The sequence below is a fragment of the Croceibacterium mercuriale genome (genome assembly GCF_000802385.1).
Classification (GTDB): Bacteria; Pseudomonadota; Alphaproteobacteria; order Sphingomonadales; family Sphingomonadaceae; genus Croceibacterium; species Croceibacterium mercuriale.
This window is the reverse complement of the sequence record NZ_JTDN01000004.1, coordinates 1-17,072: the sequence shown is the minus strand read 5'-3', so window position 1 is coordinate 17,072 and position 17,072 is coordinate 1. Positions and strand designations below refer to the sequence as shown.

Genomic DNA, 17,072 nt, shown 5'->3' with positions numbered 1-17,072 from the left:
AGGGTCAGAACAGGCTGCCCTGCAGCGTGTCGTCCTGCCGCGCATTGTTCACCGGGCGGGAACTGACGACGTCCAGGAAGCTCTCGGCATCGCGCATCGCCTGCTGCAACCGCCTAGCGCGGGAAAAGGAGGCGAACAGGGCGACCGAATAGGCTTGGCAATTGATCGACTTTTCCGGATTGAACTCGATATCGGTGAAGGCTTCGTGCCTCAGCACCTCCGCCGCCAGATCGGGCCGGCCGGCAAGGGCATTGAGATACAGCCAATCGTAGAAGGCGGATTGCGGCTCCAGCCCCCAGTCGCGCCCGTCCATGAAGCGAAAGCCGGTCAGCCGGCCGGAGGATTGCAGCCGCTCGTCCCGCTTGGCATCGCGCGATGTGGCGTCGAACAGGTCGGTGAACGGCCCGCCATCGGCAAATACCTTGCTCCCCTGGAACGCGCATTCCACGCTGAGCGGCCGGATGCGGCCGGGAGGGCAGAAGGTGAGATTGAAGGCGCTGAGCGCCACGCCCACCGCATCGGGCGACTTGCTGGAGATCTCAAGCACGCTGCGCAGGCCGAGCCCTTCACGGGAGGCATGGTGCAAGGCGGCGATGGACTGGCGTTTCTGCGACAGCGACAGGCCGGGATGCCACGTGAACTCCACCTGTTCCGTCCGCACCGGGGCAGGACCGTCCGGCTGGGGCACGAAGACGGGGCGGCGGGCCATCAGAAGCTCCATCCGGCGCGGCGGACGTAGTCGCGGCCGGAGAAGAAGCCGGGATCGCGATCGTGCACGAAGCTGCGGCGGGGGCCCAGCAGGGTGCGGTGCGCGGCGGCGTTGGCATGGTTCTGGAACACGATGCCGGTGATACGGGCTGCAGGGATGGGCGCAAGCACCAGTACCTCTGCCTGCACATCGGTCGGGTCGCAGGGGCGCAACCGTGCGGCAGCACGATCCGGCAGGCCATCCGCGGGTGCGAACATGGCGGCCAGGGCGGCGGGATCCCGGCGCTGCTGCAGCGGCAGGCCGGTCATCCGTTTGTCGGCGGCGTTATGGCGGTTGAAGGCAACGGGCAGACTCCACAAGATGGCCGGATCGAGCACCAGCACGCACCAATCGCGCACCGGGCCGGTGTTGCGGCATTTGTAGAACATGCGATGATTGGGATGCCCGATCGACAGGCTGATGCCATCGGGCTGCCCGTCGAGGCGCAGGTGATCGTTGAAGCGGAACGGCGTGCCCGCCGCGCGCATTGCCGCGACTGATTGCAGCCCGGTCTGCAGGATACGCGGCAGGCTCCGCAGGTCGGTGAAGTGGAGCAGGCAGTTTATGCCCCGAGCCTCGGCTTCCGCTCGTATAGCGGCAGTGTGGGTCAGCGGCCGATCCACCGGGGGCGCAGTTGACGAAGCAGGCGCAACAGGCGTCGGTGGCGGAAGGGGATGTGCGGTGCTGGCGCCTCGCGCAGTGAAAGATGTGAGTCGATCGCTATCAGGCAGGAGATCCATGATCGAAAGACCCAGGACAGACCTCAGCGAAGCGGACGCCTTCCGGCTGCCGAGTTCATGCAGCGCCGTGAGCACATTGGGGGCAAGATTACTGCTCGCTATCCGAGTTTTGATCTCGACTATGAAGGTATTGCGCTCGTCCTGCAGTGCCGCAATCTTCTCGCGAATGGCTTCCGCCACATCGGAGCCGTAGTGAGTTTGCGGAAATGTAAAATCGGGCTTGCGGTAATCTGGGACTAGCGTGGACCCTCCCGCTGATCCGAGATCCAAGCCTTGCAGGCGTTTGAACGCCTGATCATATATCCGGCGTCCTTCTGGTGTCATTGCGCGCCGGGCCTGATCAGCGGCTAGGCGTGTCTCGGCGGTTCTCATCGCGGCTTCGATCAAAACGCGTTCGAGCGACATGTCGCGTTGCAGTCGGCTGGTGGCCTCTTGTACCGCCTGGACACGCGAGAGGCTTTCGTTGAGTTCGCCGAGCAGACCTTGCGGCTGGTTGGCGACATGTGGAGGCGGCATGGCCGCCGCCTTGGTTGTGGCGATCGTCTGTTGCAGGCGCGATGGCGGCTTTGATGCATGCGTGGTCGAGGCACTGCCAGTGCGGAACTGGCCCAGCCAGCCGAGGAACAGGATGATGCCGATGACTATGACCCAGAAGCTCACCCGACCATGCTCCCTGCCGCGATCCGTCTGCAGAATGACGCATGTGCCGGTGCGTGGGAAGGCGGATCATTCGCTTGTTCCGGATCGCGCCGCCTTAAGACCCGTCGGATCGGCCCCGGATAGCGGCACACCAGTCCGTCCGCGCAGCAGGGTCACACCTTCCGTCTGCGCCTGCGCGACCAGCAACTGGTCGAACGGGTCGCGGTGGATCGGGCGCAGGGTGGCCACGGTGACCGCGTGGGCGCTGGTGACGGGCAGCTCGATATAGCTATCGTCAAGCAGGCCACGACGCAGCAGGGCGGGATCAACGGCGGAATCTTCCCGCCCCGGGCTGCTCTTGATCGCGACCTCCCACAGGCTGGCGGCGCTGAACATGAGGTCGTCTGCCGGGTCCTCGATCAGCGCGGTGGCGGTATGGGGACAGGCGACCCGGCAGGGCCGCGGCCCATAGCAGCAGATACGTGTCGAGCAGCAGCTTCACGGCCGGCCGCCGAACAGCGCCTCCACCTCGTCCTGCCCCATGCGGTCGAAATCATCGGGCATGCGCAGCTGGCCGGCCATGAAGCCCAGGCGGCGCGGGGCAGGCACTGCCGGCGGCTCCACGGGCACGAGGCAGGCGACCGGTTTGCCGGCGCGGGCGATCACCACGCTGTCGCCGTCGGCGAACTGGGCGAGTAGGCGCCACAGGTGCGTCTTGGCATCGCGAATGTTAACAGTTTCCATACGCTGTCCCTGACTTGGTCCATCATCTTTAGCCCACTTGTTTCACCCGCCCTGCCAGCAGCTGCGCCAGCGTGACCGGCGCCCAGCCATGCACGTCCACGCCGACATCGAACTGGCGCGGTATCGGCTTCAGCCGGCCGTGGCTGTGGCCGTGCAGGTTGAGGGCACGCTTGTGCTGGCCGTTCCAGCTGCGGAACGGATAATGGCACAGGACAAGGGCGTGGCCGTCCTGCGCGATCTCGGCATAGGCGGCGGTGCTGACCCAGCCTTCGGCCTGCAAAGTGGCGTCGGGGTCGTTGTTGCCGCGCAGCAGGTGCTTGGTGCCGTTCAGGCGGGCCAACAAGGCAGGCACATCAGCGGCGCGGCGGGCAACGTCGCCCAGGTGCCAGACGGTGTCCCCGGGCGCGACGGTGGCGTTCCAGCGCTCAATCAGCAGGGCGTCCATGGTGAGGGTGTCGGAGAAGGGGCGGCGCCACAGGTTGATCGTGCGATGGTCGCCGAAATGGGTGTCCGCGGTGAAGAAGGTGGCCATGACAGCCGAACGATTGCGGAGCGATCCGGTTCGCGCCTTGGCAAGCAGGTCTGTGCCGCTATCCTGCCAGCTTATGGAGTTCCTCCACCCCAGAACCGTGAGGCGGCGCTGATGCCGGCCGGCAGCGACTGGAGCGGCGCGGAGATCGACGGGATCGTGGCGGATTACTTCGCCATGCTGGCCGACGAGCTGGCAAGGCGGTCCTTCAGCAAGGCGGAACACAACCGGGTGTTGCAGGGGCAGATCGACCGCGGTCGTGGCTCTATCGAGTTCAAGCACCAGAACATCAGCGCGGTCATGCTCGGGCTGGGGCAGCCATGGATCAACGGCTACAAGCCGGCGGCGAACTTCCAGAATGCGCTGGTTGATGGCGTGCTCCGGTGGCTGAACCAGCACCCGGGCTGGTTGGCGCCCAAGGCGGGCCGGGCAGGGCAGTCCGCAGTGGCCGACAGCGCCGCACGGCTGTGGATCGGCCCGCCGCCGGCGCAGCGCAACGAACCGCCGCCGGTCGATCCCGCCTTCATCGCGGCAATCGGTCGCAAGTATGACGTGGCGGAGCGGGATGCGCGCAATCGGGCGCTGGGCCAGGCGGGCGAGGAGTTGGTGCTGGCGCATGAACGCCAGCAGCTGGCCGCCGCGGGGCGCGACGATCTGGCGCGCAAGGTGCGCTGGACCGCGCAGGAGGATGGGGACGGCTATGGCTATGACATCGCCAGCTTCCTGCCCGACGGGCGCGAGCGGTTGGTGGAGGTGAAGACCACCAATGGCTGGGAGCGCACCCCCTTCCACATCAGCCGTAACGAAGTGGCCGTAGCCGAGGCGAGGCGGGATGATTGGCACCTGGTGCGGCTGTATGATTTCGCGCGCACCCCCAAAGCTTTCAGCCTGCGCCCGCCTTTGGAGGCCCATGCGGAACTGACGGCGACGAGCTTCCTGGCGGCGCTACGTTAGACGGCGGTGGGCGTTCAGCGGTGGCCAACTATGGTCATTAAGATTGCTACGGGAGAGTTAATCGTCCATATAAGGACAATGCTTCATACTCCATTAGAAATCATCGCCGATCTGGGCCGGCGAGTGAAGGCCCGCCGGATCGGGCTGGGCTATACGCAGGCCGCAGCAGCAGAGCGGGCAGGGGTGGCCTATCGCACCTGGCGGCGGCTGGAGGGGCAGGGGAAAGCCTCCATCGAGGATCTGGTGCGTGCGGCCGTGGCCTTGCGGTGCGAGGAAGGGGTAGGCGACCTGTTTCCCAAGGTGGCGGCGAGTTCGATGGATGAGTTGCTGCGGCAGCAGGCGGCCGCCGCGCCAAAAGTCCGCCAGCGGGCGCCGTCAGCGCGGGCAAAGCCGTGAGGCTGACACCCGGTACTCCGCTGCAGATCGGCATGGTGCGCGATGAGCGCGCGCCTGCGGAGGCGATCGGGCGGCTGGCGATGGCCGGCGGGCTGGCGCAACTGGAATGGAGCGACACAGTCATTGCGCAGGGGTGGCAGGTCGATCCGCTGCTGTACCCGCCGCTGCCGGGGCTGCATGGCGCCCGTGGGCAGGCGTTCGGCGGGTTGCACGGCTTCCTGTCCGACAGCCTGCCCGATGCTTGGGGCCACCTGCTGCTGCGCCGGCGGCTGGCGCGGCAGGGGGTGGTTCTGGCGACGCTGAGCCCCGCGGACCGGCTGGCGCTGGTAGGCCGGGATGGCCGGGGCGCGCTGGTGTTCGAACCGGCGGTGCCGGCGGAGGAACTGGCGGGCGGCATCGACCTCGACGCGCTGGCGGCGGAAGCACAGGCGGTGCTGGCGGGCGAGGAAACCGATGCGCTGGACCTGCTGGCGCGACTGGGCGGCGCATCGGGCGGAGCGCGACCCAAGGTGCATGTCGGGCTGGGCACCGATGGCGCGGTGCTGCCCGGCGGGGATGGATGGATCGTGAAGTTCCGCGCGCCAGTGGACAATCCCGATAGCGGCTCGGTGGAGGAAGCCTATGCCCGGATGGCGCGGCTGGCCGGCATCGCCATGGCGGAGACGCGGCTGCTGCCGTCCGCAGACGGTCCGGGCCACTTTGCCACGCGGCGCTTCGACCGGCCCGGTGCCGGATCAGAGGGGGGCGTACGGGTGCACATGGTGTCGCTGGCGGGCGCGCTGGAGGCTTCGTCCGACATGCCGAGCCTCGATTATGACGGCTTCCTGCGCGCGACGCTGGCGATCACGCGCCACGCGGGCGACGTGGCCGAGGCGTTCCGCCGCATGGTGTTCAACGTGCTGGCCCACAATCGCGACGATCACACGCGCCAGCATGCCTTCCTGCAGGACGAGGCGGGCGGGTGGCGGCTGGCGCCGGCCTATGACCTCACCTGCTCCGCCGGGCCGGGGGGCGAGCATTATCTGGCGGTGGAAGGGGAGGGCCGGGCGATCCGCCATGCGCAGGTAGTGGCGCTGGGGCGGCGGCATGGACTGGCGGAGCGGAGCATCGCGTCGGTGATTGACGAGGTGCGCGGGGCGCTGGCGGAATGGCCGCGGTTGAGCGGGGAGCTGGGGGTGAGGGAGTCCGCCGGGGAGGTCGAGGCGCGGCTTGCACGGGTGGCGGTGGCGTTCGGGTAAGGCGGTGTCAGGCCCGCCGCGCTTTGATGACAGCGCCTGCGACAGCCATCAGAAACCCGGTCGCGAAGGCCGTGAAGATCAGCCAGTGGCCCAGCTCCGCACCGGCGGAGCGGGGGACCAGCAGCGCGGCGATCGCGCCATAGATCAGGACGAGCGCCCCCTAGACCGGCCATGATCACCGCCGCGACGGCGCCGCGTAGCGTTGCGCCCAGGTGCCGGTGGGCACCGTGGCGGCAACCGGCGGGCGACCGGCGTACAGTGTTTCCGGCAGGCGCGCCCAACTGCGCTGTTCCCGCACGATCACGACGATCAGCAACGCTGCCAGCGTGTAGCCGATGGGCATGGCGATACGATCGTCAAAGCCCAGGATTGCAGCGCCAGCGCCGCTGCCGCCGCCAGTGCGATGAGCCCGCCATAGAGCAGCAGGATATGGCGCCAGTACCGCCGGCGGAATGCGCGCAACGTCGCCTGCCGCTCCTCCGCTGACAGGGCGATGCCGGGCAGATCGGGGCGGCGGCGGTAGACATAGCGTGCCTCGACCTGCTCGAACCGGCGGGTCATGATCCAGCGGTTGAGGAAATAGCCAAACATTCCGATGCTCCTGCCCGGGCGCTTGCCTGCCGTCCATTCTGGCATATATCAACGTCAGTATTTCTGGGAAGATGCATCATGGTACTCGCCGCCTATACCGATCACGGGCAGTTCGCCCCGCGCAAGATCGCCGCCGTGCTGCGCACCACCAGTGACGAACTGGCGCGCTCGCTGGGCCTCGGCAAGGATGCCGTGCAGCGCAAGGAGCGGATCGCCTCCGACCGCACGCAGCGGCGGCTGCGGCAGATGGTGGAGATCCTGAACAAGGTGGAGACCCGCTTCGGATCGCCGCTGCTGGCCTATGCCTGGTACCGGTCGGAGCCGCTGTCCGGCTTCGACAACCGCACCGCGATGCAGCTGGTGCACGAGAACCGCGCGGACGACGTGCTGCGCTATGTCGATGCGGTGGATGCCGGCGTCTACGCCTGAAGCTTGAGGCGGTGCACTACTCGGGGCTGCTGTATCGTGCGCTGAACCCGGTCTGGGCGCGTACGGCTTTGTCCGGCGAAGGCGCGGCGCGGTTCGGCGGGCGGTTCAACCAGGTTGGGCGCGCGGCGCTGTACACCTCGCTGGCGCCCGATACCGCCATCAGGGAAGCGAACCGGGTGGGGCTGCTGCAGCCGACCACGCTGGTGTGCCTGCGGGCCGATGTGGGACCGCTGGTGGATGGGACGGACGCCGCGGCGCTGGCGGAGCATGGCGCCACGCCGGAGTTGCTGGCCGACCCGGCTTGGCAGGATGCAATGCTGGCCGGCCGCGCTGTGACGACGCACGAACTGGCGGAGCGGCTGATCGCTGGCGGCTTCGCAGGGCTGGTCGTGCCCAGCTATGCCCGCGGCGCGCCGGCCGATGCGCGCAACCTGGTGCTGTGGGCGTGGGACGGGCAGGTGTCGCTGGTGGATGATGAGGGGCGGCTGGGGTAGACGGGCGCTATCGTCCGTTCTGCTGCTCGTATTGCATGCGCAGCCGATCCACCCGGTCGTCATCGTCGCGCGCCAGATCCATCTCGCCCATCTTCCAGTAGATGTTGGCGCGCTGCATCAGGGCCCATGCGTCATCCGGTTCCGCCTGCAGGCTGCTGGTGAGCAGGGCGAGAGCGGCGGGCTGGTCCTCGGCCTTGAGCGCCAGCAGGGTATCGATGCGCAGCAGGGCAGGGTGGCCGGGGGCACGAGCGGCGATCCGGGCGCGGTCCGCCAGCGCGGCCGCGCGATCGCCCTGCCAGGCATAGGCCATGCCCCGGTTGGCCAGCGCCTGCAGGTCATTCTGTTCCAGCGTGGCGGCGCTGGTGAAGTCGGCAATGCCCGCATCCGGCGCGCCCATCTCGTGCAGGAGTTCGCCCCGCGCGAGCAGCCCCGCCGGATTGTCCGGCTGCACCATCAGTAAAGCGTTGTAATCTGCCAGAGCGGCGGCCGCATCGCCCATCTGCTCATGCACCAGCGCGCGGTTGTGCAGGGTGGTGGCGTCCTGCGGATCGAGCGCGAGCGCCGCGGAGTAGTCGGCGAGCGCCCGTGCCGGCTCCTCCAGCCAGTGATGCATCCGGCCGCGCGCCGCCAGGAGCATGGCGCGCCTGTCCGGATCCTCGGCTTCGGCCAGCAGCGTGTTGCAGGCAGGCAGGGCGGCGCGGGCTTCGCCTTCGCTGTCAACCTCGGCGCAGCTGTCGCGGCTTTCGGACAGCGAGCCAGCGATCAGCGCAAGAAACATCCCGACGCCGATGAGGGTGTTCCACGCGACCGACACCCAGAACCGCTTTGGCTGCTCCTCGCGAGAGAACTCCCACGACATGCCCCTGCTCATCGGCTCGATATGGCCGTCCTTCAGCCCGCGCCAGACGGTGTGGAGGGCATAGGTGCCAAGGCCGGCAAGCACGAGGGCGGCAAAGCTCCACGATTGCGCGAACCGGGCCGCCTGCGGCGTGAAGATGAAGATCGCGAGGGCGGCGAGCAGCACGAGCGCCGCCACGCTGCGAATCAGGTTCGCAGGCGTGCGCCACCCCAGATCCTCCGGCAGCAGGGTGATCTCGCGCCACCGCGGTGTGTGCACCACATGCCGGATGATGTAGCGCACCGGCACGATCGCCGCCGCAGCCAGCACGATTAGTGGCCAGAGCTGGGGCGGGATGTCGTCGAACATGGATGCTTGATGCCGCGGCTGTGCGTCCGGGGCAATCGGGCGCACCTGCCACCTGTGGCACTTTACCCCGCCCGCCGCCGGTAAAGTGCCACTGGCGGCAAAAGCGGTCGCCGGCGGCACGGGAGGGATTCACGGCGGAGTCCCGGTGTGCTTCATCTGTTCGCATGATGACGCAGCCTGATCTCTTCGCCGCAGCCACTGGGCAGGGCAGGGCGCCTGTTCCGGCCGAACCCGCCGCTGCGCCCGGTCCGGTGGACCTGCGCGCCATCCTGGAGCGGCTGGCGCGGATGTGCGAGCGGCCGCGCTACAGCTTTATGGTGCTGAACCTGATCGCGCAGGCGGGCGCAGGCACCGGCAGCGCCGGGCCCTATGTGCGCGAAGGCGGGCGGCATGTGCCGGTGCGCGACTGGCTGTGCGATGCGCTGCTGCCGGTCGGCGCACGCGATCCGCGCCGGCGGGCGATCGAGGGACGGGTGCGGCGCGAACTGGCATGTGCGCGCACGCTGCCGGCCGATCCGGCGCAGGCCGAGCAGGTGGTCGAGGACGAGGTGCGCCGCCGCGTGCGCCAGTCGGGCCGCACCAATGTCAGCCGTGCGGTGTCCGAACTGGTGCGCGCCGGCCTCGTGCGGCGGCATTACCAGGGCTACCGCGTCGACCACGAGAACCGCGGGGCGCAGCGGCAGGCGGTGTACACGATCACGGAAGAGGCGCGGGCGGCGCTGGGGGCGGGGTGAGGCTGGCAAGTTCGGCCGCCTGAACGATGTTCGAGATCAGGGACGGTTTAAAGGAAACCGAGAGCTTTCGTCCTGTCGTCGATCGCAACCATCTTCTTCACTCATGGTGAGGTAAAAGCTATCGGCATTATTCTGAGGCTGCACCAAATTCGGCCGTTCAGCAAGGACGTCAGCGACCGCGGTTAAATGGCAAAGTGAATAAACAAGCAAAATAGGTGAAGCTGTTTGAGAAATGAAATTCAGGCAGCCTGATCCGCCGACGAATGGCGGTGATCCTCCCGCTTGAAGGTACCTTTCTTTGCTCCAGAACTACTCGACCGGCCATTTGGCCAACCCGTCCGCACGCGTGCTCGCGCTGCCTCTGCAAGCGCTAGCTGCATGCCCTGCCGACCTCCTGTCGTTCACCGAGGGCATGCCGGTGCAAGGGCACCTGCTACCCACTTGTAATCTCATACTGCCGGCGACTTCGTTCGATAGCCCGCTGGTACGTTTGGCGGTCACCGAGGCAGCACGGATGTGGCACTACAGCGTGTTGTTGGTGCGCAGCGGGTTGCACCCTGAAGGGCTTGATCCGGTGCTGGTGGACGTATCGATTGCTGGTGCTCCAGTCGGCCTGCATGACCTCGCTTTCTACCGCCACACTGATGCAAGCCTGTGGCTCGTCCCGACGGAAACATCCGTGTCACACTGTCTCGAAATTGACGAAGCGGGTGTTAGCCGCTTCGGCCGATGTCCCTACGCCGATGCTGATGAACGCAGCGACGGGTTGTGCCGCGCAGTCGCAGAGATCGTCCGCTTGGCGCGCACTGGGAGGACCGGACGATGAACGACTGGATCGATCCGCAAGGAGCCATGGACATGGTGTTCGATGATCCGGCGGGGACCGGCTCTGCGTCCGACTTTGGATTCGCGGTTCTGTGGAGCAGGAACACTTCTACAGGCACCCGCCATTTGTGCGCGGACCTTGTTGAGGCGAAGCTTCAGCCACGCCGGCCCAGTGCGACTGAACAAACGGCAGCTGAACCCGGATGGCCGATCACTGCTTGGGATACCGGCTGATCCCTGCCGACGGTGTGCCCGATCCGGATAGCCTGCAGGCGTTCTTCCACACTTACGATTGTCAGACCGTACAGGGCGTCACATTGCTGGGCGCGCTGCAGACGTTGCGCTTCGATCCGGACATGCCGCGCTGGCAGATGATGCACCGCGCTTACCTGTACGTGTCGGCAGTCCTGCAGCCCCGCAAGCTGTCCAGCATCCTGGTGCAGCACATGCCGTCGGACGCGCGCAGCGCTGCCCGGCCGCATGTCCATATCTTCACGCTCAGCCTGGAGCATCGCGCTTCAGGCTTCGGTCGGGTTCATCCCGATTTCCGGGACCATCCAGCCGACATGCAGCTGAAATACGAGGCTGAGTGGAATGCCTTCCGCACGGCCCATGGATGGTCTGCTGGCTGAGCAAAGGCGCAGTCGGTTAGGCTGGGCTGCTGCATGCAGCTAGCCTGCCCGGCCGCGCCGCTCCGGGGTAAAATCAGTGACGTGGGTGCAGGTAGAGGAAGGTGCCTCCTGGTGGTCGGATGAAATGCGTCTCACGCCGCAGGAGCAGGACAAAGGAAGATAGATGGCACCGCTGACTGATTACGCGATCGGCCGATGCGCGGTGAATGCGATGTGGGATTTGTTCGGCGGTGGACCAGCCAAGCCGCAATCCTGAGGCTTCAAGATACGCTGGGCGCAGAGCTGCCCGACCGCCAGACAATTTGGCCTGAAAGCGTCCGCGCCGTTTGTGCCCAGACGAATACAGCACTGCGGCATCGGAAACATCGGACGGATTGATGTCGCCAAAGCATCCGCCATTCAATCGCGAATTTGAAGGATGTTAACGTTTTGTTCTTACGATGTTCAAAACGGGACGAATAGCAGGAGGAATGAAATGAACTACACCAGGAGAGCGCACACCCGTGACAGGATCGGGGCTGCGTGGATGGTCCGATGCTGAGAGACAGCGATGAGCCGCGCGACGTGATGATGCGCGTGCTGCACGAGATCATGGGTGGCGGCGCCGTGAAGCATATCAAGCCTGACCGTCGGATCCCACGGTGCTATCGTTTGGCAGAACGGCCGATCGCCTTCATCGCCGGCGATAACCGCATGCCACTCGATCATCACCTGCTTCCGACCCTCGCCGAACTCGAAGATTGCGACGTGTTGGCGAGCTACATCGACCAGCAACAGGCTGGGCACCCATTCCTGTTCGACATCGTATTGCAGCGATCATCGGTGACCACGCGCTATGCGAACTATGTGTTCTGCCTGGGATCGGCCGATCGCTTCATGCTTGTGCCGCATGAGGGCCAAGGACCTCAGCTATGGTTCGTTCAAGGCAGGTTGGAAGAGGTCAAACAGGCCAAGCGACTGAACAATTCAGCACGGACGTTCGGTGCCATTCGCGGGCAGGCTAGCTTGTGCGAACGGATCTACGGGTGCGGCATTCCCATTCGTGACGATAAGGATGAGCCGGCTGGATTGAAGGATCACCCGGATCGGCTTGAGCGGAAAGCACGACATGGGCGATCGTTTTTGAGCACCGTCGCAGCACGGCGACATCTGTTTGCCGCTGAGTTAAGGACCTTGGCGGTACACTATCAGTCTTGAACATTCCTTACCACGATAGGGGCTAGCGGCATATCGTAGAAGAACGCCAGCTTGCGACTGTCGGGCCACGGAGCTTGCCGACTGACCGTGTCAAGTTTCAGCAGTTCAGGCTTCGTCTTGTCAAAGCTGCGGAAATCGAGCCCCGCGCCTGCAGGATTGCCGTTCCTGGCAAAGGCGATCAGTGCCTCCGTCATCGTTGTGCTCAGAGCCTGATCGTCAGCTGTCCAAGCGCGCGTGTGGCGATATTGGTTGAAGCTGTCGAGCGTACCCAGCCAAAACGGCACTTCGGATGTGTGGTACGCTCCCGCCGTCGCCGGATCGAGGTCGCTGAAAGTGACATCGGGTGCATAGCTGTGCGGGTGAGCGTACATGTAGCTATAAACGGGTGCCCGGCCGCGAGCGCCTTGGGCGAGAGCCCATTGAAACATCGGTGCAACCATGGTGGAGTCCCGGTCCGCTAACCTGGCTTGCATCCGCGCCTCTTGGTCGCTTTGCGCAGGATACAGCGTGAGGAACAGATCCGCGCGCTCTCCGAAGCGTTCGGCGGCACGCTCACGATAGTCGGCCAAGCCATCGATTGCACCAAATCCGCCGAGCGCCTCGTCTCGCGTGAAGCCGAGCAGCAGGGGAACGTCGTTCTGCTTCCCCTCGGCAAAAGTGGTCTCGATCGGCGCGGTCAGGACATGGCCGTCCTGGATCGCGCCGATCGCGGGTGCGCCCGGCACGCGCGGCAGCGTCAGCCGATCAACCGGCAGGTTGCGCATCTCGGCCAGACTGTCGGCGTTAACCAGTTGCTGGAACTTCAGGCCTTCTGCTTCGCCCTGCGGCAGCGGGCGAAGTGCGAACGGACCGGTGGACCGCATTGCCGCGCCGCTCATCCCGACGGCACGCTGGAACAGCCCCGCTGCCAACGGGCTGGCCTGCAACGCCAGCACGGCCATCGACCCTGCGGACTGGCCGGCGATGGTCACGTTGTCGGGGTCGCCGCCGAACTGCGCTATGTTGTCGTGCACCCAGCGCAACGCCGCGATCTGATCCAGGAAACCGTAATTGCCCGAGGTCTGGTGCGGCGACTCTTGGGACAGATCAGGATGCGCAAGGAAGCCGAGCACGCCGAGACGATAGTTCAGGTTCACGAACACGGCGCCACGCTGCGCGACAGTCTCGCCACCGTAGATCGGCATCGATCCCGCGCCGATGAAGAAGGCGCCGCCATGGATGAAGACGATCACCGGCGCCTTCGTCAGTCCCGGCTTCGCCCACACGTTGAGGTACAGGCAGTCTTCACTCGTTACCTCGGCACCGGAGTATTGGTTGGCCATCGCATTGCGGCTGGGCTGCGGGCATTGCGGCGCGTAGCGATCCGCGTGAAAGGTGGCGGCGAACGGCTGAACCGCCGCGGGATCGCGCCAGCGAAGGTCCCGCACCGGCGGCGCGGCGTAGGGGATGCCGAGAAAGGCATTCACGCCCGATGGCAGTGCCTTGCCCTCGACCTGGCCGGCATCGATCCTCACAACAGGCGCGATTTCCTGTGCGGCGGCGGGGGCCGTGATAGTCATCAAGGCCATCCCGTTTGCCAGGGCAAATGCGCTGGTGCGAAAGCGTGACTTGGCTGTCATGATCGGTCCCTGTCTCCTGCCGGCAGTCAGGGCGAACTCTGCGTCGCCCGCTGCATTCTGCGCGGTTGCCGGGATCGGTTGCCCTAACCTGCCGCGTCTGCTGGTCGCAGGCTAATCGAGTGAGCCGCGATCGCGTAAACGAATAATAATCGTGGATTGCCATCGAAACCCGGAATAGCCTGCGATGACAGACCCGGTCACCGGGCCGGAACGACAATCAGGCGAGAGGCGGATCGGATGCGTTACAAGGGGCTCAACCTCAATCTCCTGCACGCGCTGGATGTGCTGATGGAGACCCGCAATGTCAGCCGCGCGGCCGAGCGGCTGGGGCTGACGCAATCGGCGTTGAGCGCCGCACTGGCGCAGCTCCGCCAATATTTCGGTGATCAGCTGCTCGTGTCCGATGGGCGCCGGATGTGCCCGACCGTCTTTGCCGAGCAACTGCAGAACGAACTTGGCCGGTTTCTCGATGCTACCGATGCGGTGCTGTTGACGTCGCGCGTGTTCGATCCTGCATCGACCCGCCGGGTGTTCCGCGTGATCGCATCGGACTACATCGTCGCCGCCATCCTTGCGCCGCTCACCGAAGCGCTGTCGGTCTTCGCGCCCAACATCCGGCTCGAGTTCATCTCGCCGGACGAGGCGGCTTCCGAATCCTTGCGGATCGGCGAGCTGGATCTGCTCATCAGCCCGCGCGAATTCATGTTGCCGGACTCGCCCACGGAGGATCTGTTCGAGGAAGAGATCGTCGTCGCTGGCTGGAGCGGAAACCCGGCCTTCGCCGAGGGCATCGACTTCGACGCCTTTCTCTCCTCCGGTCACGTGGCGGTCGCGATCGGACGTCATCGTCAGGTGACCTTCGCCGACAAGCATCTGCTGGCCCTGGGCCATGTCCGCAAGATCGAATGTGTCGCGTCCTCGTTCACGACCGTGCCGTGGCTGCTGCGCGGCACGCAGCGCCTGGCGATGATGCACCGGAGGCTGGCGCAGGTCATGGCCGGGTACCTGCCGCTGGCGTACTCGCCGCTGCCGTTTGCCTTTCCCGCCATGCGGGAGACCGCGCAGTACCATCGTACCCGTACATCCGACCAGGGCCTGCACTGGCTGATCGGAGCGATCCGCATCGTTGCGGAGGAACCGGAGGCCGATGTTGCCGCCATCATCGAACGCCTGCGCAATCATCATGGCGGAAGCGGTCCTACTGCCAGCTAAGAAATTCATCACTGCGTATCGTTTCAATCGATTTGCTCAACAGTCTCTCATCTGGGAAACGGGCATCCTCTAACGGCCCATAGAGGCCGATATCTGGAGGGGATAGAAATGCGCTACGCATCGTGGCTGCTCGCATCCGTCGGCATGCTTGCTTCGACCGGTACTGCCGGGGCCCAGACCAATCCGACACCGACCGGCGCAGCTTCGGCGACGCCGGTGCAAACCCCGGCCGATGCCGGCCAGGCACCTGCCGGCGCCGTGGGCCCGGTTATCGAGACCACGCCTGCGCCCGCCACCGATGATCCGGGCCAGGACATCGTGGTGACCGCCTCGCGCATCGATCGCGCCGGCTTCACCGCCCCGACCCCGACGACCGTCGTCGGCGCCGCCACGCTGGAACAGCGCGCCGCCGTCAATGTCGCGGACGTGCTGAACGAGGTGCCTTCCTTCCGGCGTACCGCCGCCCCGGAATCCGGCGGCATCGGCAATGTCGGCGCCAACAATGTCGATCTGCGCGGCCTGGGGCCGGTCCGCACGCTAGTGCTGCTGGATCGCCTCCGCCTGCCGGGCATCACCGTCCCCGGCCAGTCGGTTGCAGGCGTACCCGATCTCAACATCATTCCCAGCGCATTGCTCAGCAAGGTCGATGTCGTCACGGGCGGCGCATCGGCCGCCTACGGCTCCGACGCGGTGGCGGGTGTCGTCAACCTGCAGATCAACACGCGCCTGACCGGGGTGAAGGGTACCGTGCAATACGGGCAGACCCGCCATGAGGATGCCAAGGACTTCTTCGGTTCGCTCGCGGGCGGCACGGCCTTCGCCGATGGTCGCGGTCACCTGGTGCTGGGGGCGGAGTACAACCGCAACACCGGGACCGACCTGTTCAACACCAAACGTGACTGGGGCCGGCGCAACGCCGGGCTGGTGTCTCCGCCCACGAACCGTGCGGCCGGCCTGGCGGCGAACCTCGTCGCAGACGACGTGCTGTTCGGCACGCTGACGACCGGTGGCCTCATCACCCCGTCCGTCGCGAGCAATCCCGTCGCCTTGCGGAACCTGCAGTTCGTGGCCGGGGCCGACGGAAGAGTGTCGGCCGTGCCGTTCGATGCGGGCCTGTATCAGGGCCAGATCGGCACCTCGATGATCGGTGGCAGCAACGTCAATCCCTACCAGGTCCTGCGGCCGGCAAGCCGGCGGTACAACCTGCTGGCACATCTCACCTATGACCTTGGCAGCGATATCGAGGCGTGGGTGGAGCCGCTCTATTCGGACGTGCGCGTCCGCAACATCTCCGCACAGATCCGGGCTGCCACCGGCGGCACGACCGGCTTCCTGAACTTCCGCCCCGACAATGCCTATCTGCAGGATGCGCTGACACCTGCCCAGCGGGCGCTGGTGCCCGCTGCCGGCCTCAGCATCGGCTATCTCGGCAACGATGTCGGCCCGCCGCGGCTGGAGATCCGCAACCGGACGGCAAGGATCGCCGGCGGCCTCCGCGGCGCGTTCGGCGGCAGCTGGCGCTGGGACGTGAATGCGCAATATGGCCGCAACAAGAGCGAGCAGACGATCGAGAATTCGGCGATCACCGCCAACTTCCTGCGCGCGATCGATGCGGTCCGCGTAACCTCCGCCAATGTCGGCACATCCGGCCTGGCGATCGGATCGGTCGCCTGCCGGTCGACGCTGACCAGCCCGACAAACGGGTGCCAGCCCATCAACGCCCTGGGACGGACCAACGTCTCGCCGGAAGCCTATGCCTACGCCTTTGCCGGCGGCTATGCCCGGGCGATCAGCACGCTGACCGAGGTGACCGCAAACATCAACGGTGAGCCGTTCTCCCTGTGGGCAGGCCCGGTGTCGATCGGCGTCGGCGGCAATTACCGCCGCGAGACGCTGCGGACCGATGTCGATGATCTGAGCCAGGCCGGCGCGCTCAACACCCGTGCGCCGCGCAACTTCCCCCGCGCCAGCCAGAACGTGAAGGAAGCCTATGTCGAGGTGATCGTCCCGCTGCTGAGCGAGGAGTTCGGCCTTGGCGAGCTGGACTTCAACGGCGCGGCGCGGGTCACCGACTACAGCATCTCGGGCTCCGTCGGCACCTGGAAGGGCGGTCTGACCTGGAAGCCGATCAGCGACATCCTGCT

21 protein-coding genes are annotated in these 17,072 nt (G+C 66.1%); 12 read left to right on the top strand and 9 right to left on the bottom strand.

Translation table 11 applies throughout. From position 1 onward, the window contains the following. Positions 1-4: 4 nt before the first annotated feature. The 5 genes from PK98_RS15315 to PK98_RS15295 all read right to left on the bottom strand — a co-directional run bounded on the left by PK98_RS15315 (position 5) and on the right by PK98_RS15295 (position 3,403). On the bottom strand, positions 5-709 hold the full coding sequence (locus PK98_RS15315) for a DarT1-associated NADAR antitoxin family protein (RefSeq protein WP_039097974.1): 705 nt from the start codon (positions 707-709) through the stop codon (positions 5-7). Continuing rightward, complete coding sequence (locus PK98_RS16535) at positions 709-2,148, bottom strand: DarT ssDNA thymidine ADP-ribosyltransferase family protein (RefSeq protein ID WP_081996320.1); 1,440 nt, start codon at positions 2,146-2,148, stop codon at positions 709-711. The genes PK98_RS15315 and PK98_RS16535 overlap by 1 nt, the downstream gene beginning before the upstream one ends. Positions 2,149-2,214: 66 nt before the next feature. Further along, complete coding sequence (locus PK98_RS17285; RefSeq protein WP_200885073.1) at positions 2,215-2,523, bottom strand: type II toxin-antitoxin system VapC family toxin; 309 nt, start codon at positions 2,521-2,523, stop codon at positions 2,215-2,217. A 102-nt stretch (positions 2,524-2,625) separates the two neighbouring features. After that, positions 2,626-2,871 (bottom strand): type II toxin-antitoxin system Phd/YefM family antitoxin, encoded by a 246-nt coding sequence (locus PK98_RS15300; protein WP_039097939.1) that lies wholly within the window; start codon positions 2,869-2,871, stop codon positions 2,626-2,628. A gap of 28 nt (positions 2,872-2,899) precedes the next feature. Beyond that, positions 2,900-3,403: a metallophosphoesterase gene (locus PK98_RS15295; RefSeq protein WP_039097938.1), complete on the bottom strand. Its 504-nt coding sequence runs from the start codon at positions 3,401-3,403 to the stop codon at positions 2,900-2,902. Between the two features lie 111 nt (positions 3,404-3,514). Here PK98_RS15295 and PK98_RS15290 point away from each other — a divergent pair, with 111 nt between their 5' ends. The 3 genes from PK98_RS15290 (at position 3,515) to PK98_RS17505 (ending at position 5,988) form a co-directional block, all read left to right on the top strand. Next, positions 3,515-4,354 carry a DUF3883 domain-containing protein gene (locus PK98_RS15290; protein WP_039097937.1) on the top strand — a complete coding sequence of 280 codons (840 nt, stop codon included), beginning with the start codon at positions 3,515-3,517 and terminating at the stop codon, positions 4,352-4,354. A 78-nt stretch (positions 4,355-4,432) separates the two neighbouring features. Next, positions 4,433-4,750: a helix-turn-helix domain-containing protein gene (locus PK98_RS15285; RefSeq protein WP_039097936.1), complete on the top strand. Its 318-nt coding sequence runs from the start codon at positions 4,433-4,435 to the stop codon at positions 4,748-4,750. After that, positions 4,747-5,988, top strand: coding sequence for a type II toxin-antitoxin system HipA family toxin (locus PK98_RS17505; protein WP_039097935.1), 1,242 nt, complete (start codon positions 4,747-4,749; stop codon positions 5,986-5,988). The genes PK98_RS15285 and PK98_RS17505 overlap by 4 nt, the downstream gene beginning before the upstream one ends. A gap of 175 nt (positions 5,989-6,163) precedes the next feature. Here PK98_RS17505 and PK98_RS17120 read toward each other — a convergent pair whose 3' ends face one another. Together PK98_RS17120 and PK98_RS15275 are read right to left on the bottom strand one after the other, a co-directional pair. After that, entirely contained in the window at positions 6,164-6,331 is a 168-nt protein-coding gene (locus PK98_RS17120; RefSeq protein ID WP_161792460.1) for a hypothetical protein, read from the bottom strand. Next, the gene (locus tag PK98_RS15275) at positions 6,298-6,579 is read right to left on the bottom strand and encodes a hypothetical protein (protein ID WP_039097934.1); all 282 of its coding nucleotides are present in this window, start codon (positions 6,577-6,579) and stop codon (positions 6,298-6,300) included. The genes PK98_RS17120 and PK98_RS15275 overlap by 34 nt, the downstream gene beginning before the upstream one ends. A 78-nt stretch (positions 6,580-6,657) precedes the next feature. Here PK98_RS15275 and PK98_RS15270 point away from each other — a divergent pair, with 78 nt between their 5' ends. Both PK98_RS15270 and PK98_RS15265 read left to right on the top strand, forming a co-directional pair. Beyond that, the gene (locus PK98_RS15270; RefSeq protein WP_039097933.1) at positions 6,658-7,008 is read left to right on the top strand and encodes an antitoxin Xre/MbcA/ParS toxin-binding domain-containing protein; all 351 of its coding nucleotides are present in this window, start codon (positions 6,658-6,660) and stop codon (positions 7,006-7,008) included. 11 nt (positions 7,009-7,019) lie between these two features. After that, positions 7,020-7,502 carry an RES family NAD+ phosphorylase gene (locus PK98_RS15265; RefSeq protein ID WP_039097932.1) on the top strand — a complete coding sequence of 161 codons (483 nt, stop codon included), beginning with the start codon at positions 7,020-7,022 and terminating at the stop codon, positions 7,500-7,502. Positions 7,503-7,509: 7 nt separating this feature from the next. On the opposite strand, the gene PK98_RS15260 is transcribed toward PK98_RS15265, so the two are convergent. Further along, the gene (locus tag PK98_RS15260; RefSeq protein ID WP_039097931.1) at positions 7,510-8,709 is read right to left on the bottom strand and encodes a tetratricopeptide repeat protein; all 1,200 of its coding nucleotides are present in this window, start codon (positions 8,707-8,709) and stop codon (positions 7,510-7,512) included. Between the two features lie 167 nt (positions 8,710-8,876). On the opposite strand from PK98_RS15260, the gene PK98_RS15255 reads away from it, so the two are divergent. From PK98_RS15255 to PK98_RS16885, 5 genes are all read left to right on the top strand, one after another. Further along, positions 8,877-9,443 (top strand): hypothetical protein, encoded by a 567-nt coding sequence (locus tag PK98_RS15255; protein WP_152608775.1) that lies wholly within the window; start codon positions 8,877-8,879, stop codon positions 9,441-9,443. A gap of 298 nt (positions 9,444-9,741) precedes the next feature. Continuing rightward, on the top strand, positions 9,742-10,269 hold the full coding sequence (locus tag PK98_RS16895) for a hypothetical protein (RefSeq protein ID WP_152608762.1): 528 nt from the start codon (positions 9,742-9,744) through the stop codon (positions 10,267-10,269). Then, complete coding sequence (locus PK98_RS16890; protein WP_152608761.1) at positions 10,266-10,502, top strand: hypothetical protein; 237 nt, start codon at positions 10,266-10,268, stop codon at positions 10,500-10,502. The genes PK98_RS16895 and PK98_RS16890 overlap by 4 nt, the downstream gene beginning before the upstream one ends. Further along, positions 10,472-10,900: a hypothetical protein gene (locus tag PK98_RS15250; protein WP_039097929.1), complete on the top strand. Its 429-nt coding sequence runs from the start codon at positions 10,472-10,474 to the stop codon at positions 10,898-10,900. The genes PK98_RS16890 and PK98_RS15250 overlap by 31 nt, the downstream gene beginning before the upstream one ends. A gap of 522 nt (positions 10,901-11,422) precedes the next feature. Further along, positions 11,423-12,097, top strand: coding sequence for a hypothetical protein (locus PK98_RS16885; protein ID WP_152608759.1), 675 nt, complete (start codon positions 11,423-11,425; stop codon positions 12,095-12,097). Here PK98_RS16885 and PK98_RS15240 read toward each other — a convergent pair. Further along, positions 12,088-13,716: a carboxylesterase/lipase family protein gene (locus tag PK98_RS15240; protein ID WP_235425557.1), complete on the bottom strand. Its 1,629-nt coding sequence runs from the start codon at positions 13,714-13,716 to the stop codon at positions 12,088-12,090. The genes PK98_RS16885 and PK98_RS15240 overlap by 10 nt on opposite strands. A gap of 237 nt (positions 13,717-13,953) precedes the next feature. On the opposite strand from PK98_RS15240, the gene PK98_RS15235 reads away from it, so the two are divergent. Together PK98_RS15235 and PK98_RS15230 are read left to right on the top strand one after the other, a co-directional pair. Then, positions 13,954-14,928, top strand: a complete 975-nt coding sequence (locus PK98_RS15235; protein WP_081996319.1) for a LysR family transcriptional regulator — start codon at positions 13,954-13,956, stop codon at positions 14,926-14,928. Positions 14,929-15,072: 144 nt separating this feature from the next. Next, the coding region (locus PK98_RS15230) for a TonB-dependent receptor plug domain-containing protein (protein ID WP_161792459.1) at positions 15,073-17,072 on the top strand (2,000 nt) is incomplete at its 3' end.

What these genes read in the sequence shown, in the direction of transcription:
- PK98_RS15240 (WP_235425557.1), bottom strand. Translation starts at nt 13,716, where the DNA reads ATGACAGCCAAGTCACGCTTTCGCACCAGCGCATTTGCCCTGGCAAAC.
- PK98_RS17285 (WP_200885073.1), bottom strand. Translation starts at nt 2,523, where the DNA reads ATGTTCAGCGCCGCCAGCCTGTGGGAGGTCGCGATCAAGAGCAGCCCG.
- PK98_RS15275 (WP_039097934.1), bottom strand. Translation starts at nt 6,579, where the DNA reads ATGTTTGGCTATTTCCTCAACCGCTGGATCATGACCCGCCGGTTCGAG.
- PK98_RS15255 (WP_152608775.1), top strand. Translation starts at nt 8,877, where the DNA reads ATGACGCAGCCTGATCTCTTCGCCGCAGCCACTGGGCAGGGCAGGGCG.
- PK98_RS15250 (WP_039097929.1), top strand. Translation starts at nt 10,472, where the DNA reads ATGGCCGATCACTGCTTGGGATACCGGCTGATCCCTGCCGACGGTGTG.
- PK98_RS15260 (WP_039097931.1), bottom strand. Translation starts at nt 8,709, where the DNA reads ATGTTCGACGACATCCCGCCCCAGCTCTGGCCACTAATCGTGCTGGCT.
- PK98_RS15295 (WP_039097938.1), bottom strand. Translation starts at nt 3,403, where the DNA reads ATGGCCACCTTCTTCACCGCGGACACCCATTTCGGCGACCATCGCACG.
- PK98_RS15270 (WP_039097933.1), top strand. Translation starts at nt 6,658, where the DNA reads ATGGTACTCGCCGCCTATACCGATCACGGGCAGTTCGCCCCGCGCAAG.
- PK98_RS16890 (WP_152608761.1), top strand. Translation starts at nt 10,266, where the DNA reads ATGAACGACTGGATCGATCCGCAAGGAGCCATGGACATGGTGTTCGAT.
- PK98_RS15285 (WP_039097936.1), top strand. Translation starts at nt 4,433, where the DNA reads ATGCTTCATACTCCATTAGAAATCATCGCCGATCTGGGCCGGCGAGTG.
- PK98_RS15315 (WP_039097974.1), bottom strand. Translation starts at nt 709, where the DNA reads ATGGCCCGCCGCCCCGTCTTCGTGCCCCAGCCGGACGGTCCTGCCCCG.
- PK98_RS15290 (WP_039097937.1), top strand. Translation starts at nt 3,515, where the DNA reads ATGCCGGCCGGCAGCGACTGGAGCGGCGCGGAGATCGACGGGATCGTG.
- PK98_RS17120 (WP_161792460.1), bottom strand. Translation starts at nt 6,331, where the DNA reads ATGCCCATCGGCTACACGCTGGCAGCGTTGCTGATCGTCGTGATCGTG.
- PK98_RS15300 (WP_039097939.1), bottom strand. Translation starts at nt 2,871, where the DNA reads ATGGAAACTGTTAACATTCGCGATGCCAAGACGCACCTGTGGCGCCTA.
- PK98_RS15235 (WP_081996319.1), top strand. Translation starts at nt 13,954, where the DNA reads ATGCGTTACAAGGGGCTCAACCTCAATCTCCTGCACGCGCTGGATGTG.